5 protein-coding genes are annotated in these 5029 nt (G+C 50.5%); 2 read left to right on the top strand and 3 right to left on the bottom strand.

The window, feature by feature from the left end; genetic code table 11:
• Both RS75_RS24885 and RS75_RS26560 read right to left on the bottom strand, forming a co-directional pair.
• Positions 1 to 529 (bottom strand): hypothetical protein (locus RS75_RS24885; RefSeq protein ID WP_045025276.1); only part of this gene is annotated, 529 nt, incomplete at its 3' end.
• A 626-nt stretch (positions 530 to 1155) separates the two neighbouring features.
• Positions 1156 to 1485 carry a hypothetical protein gene (locus RS75_RS26560; protein ID WP_045024602.1) on the bottom strand — a complete coding sequence of 110 codons (330 nt, stop codon included), beginning with the start codon at positions 1483 to 1485 and terminating at the stop codon, positions 1156 to 1158.
• Between the two features lie 41 nt (positions 1486 to 1526).
• Here RS75_RS26560 and RS75_RS24880 point away from each other — a divergent pair, with 41 nt between their 5' ends.
• Together RS75_RS24880 and RS75_RS24875 are read left to right on the top strand one after the other, a co-directional pair.
• Entirely contained in the window at positions 1527 to 2159 is a 633-nt protein-coding gene (locus RS75_RS24880) for a hypothetical protein (RefSeq protein WP_045025275.1), read from the top strand.
• Between the two features lie 749 nt (positions 2160 to 2908).
• Positions 2909 to 3286, top strand: coding sequence for a hypothetical protein (locus RS75_RS24875; RefSeq protein ID WP_045025274.1), 378 nt, complete (start codon positions 2909 to 2911; stop codon positions 3284 to 3286).
• A gap of 114 nt (positions 3287 to 3400) precedes the next feature.
• Here the strand turns inward: RS75_RS24875 and RS75_RS24870 are convergent, their stop codons facing one another.
• Positions 3401 to 3805 carry a hypothetical protein gene (locus tag RS75_RS24870; protein ID WP_045025273.1) on the bottom strand — a complete coding sequence of 135 codons (405 nt, stop codon included), beginning with the start codon at positions 3803 to 3805 and terminating at the stop codon, positions 3401 to 3403.
• Positions 3806 to 5029: the final 1224 nt, after the last annotated feature.

Genomic DNA, 5029 nt, shown 5'->3' with positions numbered 1-5029 from the left:
CCTCCTCCTCCTCCTCCTCCTCCTCCTCACTATCAACGTCATCCGCTGGAGCATCATGCCCGTTGCGCTCCAGGTCCGAAGCCACAGCCTCGTCGACTGCTCCATAAATTTCCGGAAGCGAATAGCCGCCTTCCAGCACGAGAATTCTGGGGTCTGGCTCTCTTCCCTCAAGGTCGTCGCTGTCAGGGGATATGATGAGAAGGACACTGGCAACCCGGTCAAAGAGATCGGAAATCAACCTGTCGTTCCATGAAGTCGCCAGTACGATCGCGGGCAGAGAGGTCATTTTATCCCGTGAGAGGAAAGCGGAGGTAACTGAAGGGAGGCGCGGTTTCAGATCGACATGTCCCGTGTACCACGTTCCGTTGATGTTGGTGTCCAATATGCCCCCGCCCCGATATACGATGGTGTCGAACAGAGCACGCGCGCGCGGTCGTAGGGCCACGGCTAAGAGAGAGATTGTGACGACATCCGTTGCAAACTTGTAGGGAGCCGCGAAAACTGACTCATCAAAAATCTCCTGACGCACTCCCGCTACGTTCTCCTGAGTATAAGCGGAAAGCGGGGTGTGAGGTTTCTGGCGAATTTGTTCTCTGGCGAATGAAGGTAGCATCCTATCGAATTTATCTCGATATTTATCCCAGTTGATATGGCAGCGAGGCTGTAGTGGTTAGCAACGAAATTCGGTTTTATCGGGTATCCGTACCTTATAACCGTCTTCGATTTGCTCCAGAAACTGCTTGAGGCGATCTGCATCAACCGTGCTCAAATCGCGGGGAGGGTACTCCTCGCACAGGGTTACTTCCGACATGACTGAAGGCGGGGCAGGTGGGACATCAAGGGCAGGAGCACGACGGAGCGGGCCCCGCACCTCCTCGCTCGGAGCTGCACAATCAGATTTAGACATGGCTAAAAGGAGTAAATGTCTGAGGATGCTGAGTGATGGGGAACTCATTATTTACGGGAGAAGAAGCCCTCCTAAATAGTCGAAAATGCAGCTTTTAGCCTAAGAGAGCGGGAGAATGGGAGGCCTCCGGAAAAACATGGCGACCAGGCAGCAGTGAAGAATACCCTTGCGTCAACAGGCCACCCACAAGCGCAAAGCAGTCCCTTTCAGGTATCGCCTTCGGCGTGGGGCTGTGGCAGCTGACGCGTTCAAAAGGGCAGCTGACATCGTTTGTCATGCGAATACGCGTTGTCGGTCAGCTGGTCAGCCAAGCGGGTTTTTAATTCGCCCACGTGGCCCTCCTTTTCGCTTCCGATTGCTATTTTCGACCAGAGCTGCGTCACGCGAACCTCACCGCCTCCTTTGAGGGTTTTTCGCGCCAATCGGGTGTTCGATGCACGCGCTTTGCTTAAACCATGACGAACTGAAACCCTGTCATTCGGCTCAAATTTCGTCCGACCGCGGACTTCTTCCTCCGTGGAGCCATCTACAAATAGCCAGTGCCGCCCGTTGTGCGGTCTGTCTGCAAACACCATCATCAAACACACACCCAAATCATCCCATCGTTTACTCCGCTACAATGCCCCTTGACGAACGGCGCTACGTTCGCGCGCGCACCAAACTGGGGGTGGAGGACCTCCACTGGCTCGACTATGTTGTCGGAGAGCAATTTGCCAAGGCTTTTGCTGCAGCGGAAAAAATATGCTGTCTAGCCGATTTCCACAGGCCTACTGACGCTGCCGATGCTGCGTTATACAAATCGGATGCCAAGCTTAAAATCAACGCGACATTCGTCCCTCAGGGCCGCGTTATTGATGACGGCGCGCACCTTCAAACCAACAGCCTGGTGCTTAGTCTCAAAGACCGCCTGATGACGGATGGAGGGCAGACCAGGATGGCTCCTTGGACGCCTGATCCCAAGGGACAATGTGACTACCTCTTCAAGGTCATAGGGTTCAATCCGCGAGATATGGGCTGTTTCCTCCTGCTTTTGTGTTTTCAAAATGTTGATGTCGACCTCGTCCGTGAGATCAGGGGTAGGGGTGGTTGGGTCATTGTCATTCAGGATCAGGAGAAGGCAGCCGGGAATCCCCCTGCCGATCCGAATTATTTCGACTTAGCTGTCTCTGCGGGTAATGTCCCGGGCATTGTGAAGGCATTGGCTTCGCTGAGGAAGGAATATGCTGGAGTTTCACTTCGTCGGACCAACTAGTCATGTGTAGATATCAATCGATGTCGCGAGCGCGTTCTTGCCGGGTTTGTTAATACCCGCCAAGCTTAAATTTCCTGCGCTCTGTTTTTGCCCCGTTCTCCTGTAAGCCAATTTTTAATGATGACATCAGGCGAGCCATGGGCTGCGGGCAGATCGAATTGTAGTGGAGGGTGGGGCGTATACGAGCAGCCCAGTGTCTAAGCGAGATCAGCCGACGACAACGCCAAGCATATCGCACTGAAATTGGCGCTGAGAAGCGATGATCCCCCGGACGCCCAAAGCGGTTTACGCCCACATGTCTCTTGCTTGCGTAATTCACTTTGAAAAATTGGGGTAGGAATTGTGGGTCCGATTTTCTGCAGGATAGATAGGCATGTATTGTATATGTGTTAACTCGTAAATATGCGTAAAAGTTTGTTTGTCGTTTTGTTTATTTGAATGTTTGTTCTTTATTTCATGATGGTTGCCCGAGGTTCCGCAGCGCTCTAACGGGTATACGTCTATTTGTTCATTAGAGGTGGCTCGGTTTGATTGAACAGTTTCGGGCGTTTTGCTAAGTGGATTACCGCCTCGATTATGCAGCCACCATCATTGGTGCCAGCGCGTTGAAGTAGGCTTGATCCGGCGTCTGCCGAAAAGCGTGCCGCAACCTGTTTGATGGTTATTGCCCGGTCTATCGAAGCGTGACCTTGCTATTTTCGGCTGTGGATACGTGTGTGTTGCGCTTTGACTTTTGGGGATTGAATTGAATGAGGACAGCTTTACTTCTCTGTGCCGCCGCGATGACATTGACTGGCTGCCAGACTCCAGCGCCACAGTCGGTTTTGGATTCGCAGCGCCCTCCGTCCAGATCGATTAAACGTGACTATGTGGACGCATTGCGCGGAACCATCAAACCCGGAGGTTTCACTAAAGCCGAGATTTCGAGCGTCGTGCTGCTCGATCCTGAAAGGCGGATTTACGCTTTTTGCACGCGCACGGCGGAACGTGCCGACCCGAATTGGTCCTATGTCGGCGTAGCCTTAAAACACAACGTGAGCGTGGACGCCTCAAAGAATGACTACCGCTGCCGTGACAAGCGGTTGCGGTACTACGATTTTCCTGAGTTGCTAAACATGAAGTCCTGATAAAGCCCGGCAGGCGGCGCTTAGCTCCTTTCGCGCCGCCTGTTGCCGGCTGCGGAGATTGCAAGGCCAGCTTCGAGGCTCGTGCCGCTGTACCGGGTGTCTTCAAGCCGTGGCTTACACGCCTTTTATGATGTCGCAGATGCCCTTGCGGATGACGTCCTTGTCGGCGATCTGTCCTGCCTGAATGTTGAAAACAGCATCGATCCGGACAGCGGCGCCTTTCTGGCGGGCGACAACGCGCAGGGTCTGAATTCTGCCGCTTCCGCTAGTTTCCTGATGGGCATCGATTGACGAGAGTGCCTTGTTGATCTGGATACCTGAAAAACCTTCTGCTGCGACGGCTTGGGCGAGCTTTTGAAGGACAGCGGGTGCTTTGGCTTTCGGCAATTCCTGAAAGGATTTGTAAGAGACAGCCGTAACCATCGGCACACCTGAGACTGTGAAGTTTTTTTCGCACGATGCTGCGAAGGCCGGGCTGGAGACGATGATCAGACCGAGAATTGCGATGGCATGTTTCATATTGCGTAATCCCAGTTGTGGGTGAAGGTTTTCAGCTGTTGGCCGCATCAGAATGTCGACCGTTTTCCTCTGTAGGTCGATGGCGGCGGTAGTGCTTCATGGGCTTGCGCAAGTGTTTCCAGCCATGTTGAGCGTTCTGGCGATTCATTAAAGCGTTCTGGCGACATGATGATTTGTTATGTTCCCCGTATTTTCAGCAGCAGCGACGGTCAATTATTGTGCAACTTTTGATAGACCAAAGGATCCGTATCGGATCTGATCACATTCGCTCGATAGGATAGCACGCGCTGCATGATGCGCGCCCGGAATATTATACCTTTATCGGTGATATCAATACATATATTTGCATATTTATACTTTTTGCACGGAATAAATTACCCTTCAGGCAAAGTGAGTAGGGAGCTGGATGAGGGTTGAATCAGGACGGAAGATATCTGGAAACATATAATTAAGTCAGGAAGGCGAAGAAAACATATAAATAAGTATAAACGAACCATACCGAGGGAAGGGCGAGGGATTTTGTCGTCAAAGTTCGCCTGTTTGCGCGCAGATAATTTTTGCCGTTATAACCATGTGATTTTATATAGGTTTTTACAGGGAGGTGGATTTATTTATAGGTTGGGCCGAAAGGAATCTGATTAGGAAGTGGATTGAAAAGGCGATGAAAATTGGCGGCGATCGATTATAATAACAATATCATGATATTGTTATTATAATCGATCGCCGCCAATTTTCATCGCCTTTTCAATCCACTTCCTAATCAGATTCCTTCAGGCCCAACCTATAAATAAATCCACCTCACTGTAAAAACCTATATAAAATCGCACGGCGATAACGGCACAAAATTATCTGCGCGCAAACAGGCGAACTCTGACGATAAAATCATCGCCCTTCCCTCGGTATGGTTCGTTTATATTTATTTATATGTTTTCTTCGCCTTCCTGACCTAATTATATGTTTCAGATGTCTTCCGTTCTGATTCAACTCTCATCCAGTTCCCTTCTCACTTTACCTGAAGGGTAATTTATTCCGTGTAAAAAGTATAAATATACAAATATATGTATTGATATTGCCTATAAAGGTATAATATTCCGAGCGCGCATCATGCAGCGCGTGCTATCCTCTCGAGCGAATGTGATCAGACCAGATACGGATCCTTTGGCCTATCAAAAGTTGCACAAAATAATTGACCGTCGCTGCTGCGGAAAATACGGGGAACATAAC

This window comes from Rhizobium nepotum 39/7 (genome assembly GCF_000949865.1).
Lineage (GTDB): Bacteria > Pseudomonadota > Alphaproteobacteria > Rhizobiales > Rhizobiaceae > Agrobacterium > Agrobacterium nepotum.
The sequence above is the reverse complement of the archived record's forward strand: the minus strand, read 5'-3'. Positions and strand labels throughout refer to the sequence as shown.

Coding starts and splice junctions, on each gene's coding strand:
- RS75_RS26560 (WP_045024602.1), bottom strand. CDS start 1,485: ATGATGGTGTTTGCAGACAGACCGCACAACGGGCGGCACTGGCTATTT.
- RS75_RS24880 (WP_045025275.1), top strand. CDS start 1,527: ATGCCCCTTGACGAACGGCGCTACGTTCGCGCGCGCACCAAACTGGGG.
- RS75_RS24875 (WP_045025274.1), top strand. CDS start 2,909: ATGAGGACAGCTTTACTTCTCTGTGCCGCCGCGATGACATTGACTGGC.
- RS75_RS24870 (WP_045025273.1), bottom strand. CDS start 3,805: ATGAAACATGCCATCGCAATTCTCGGTCTGATCATCGTCTCCAGCCCG.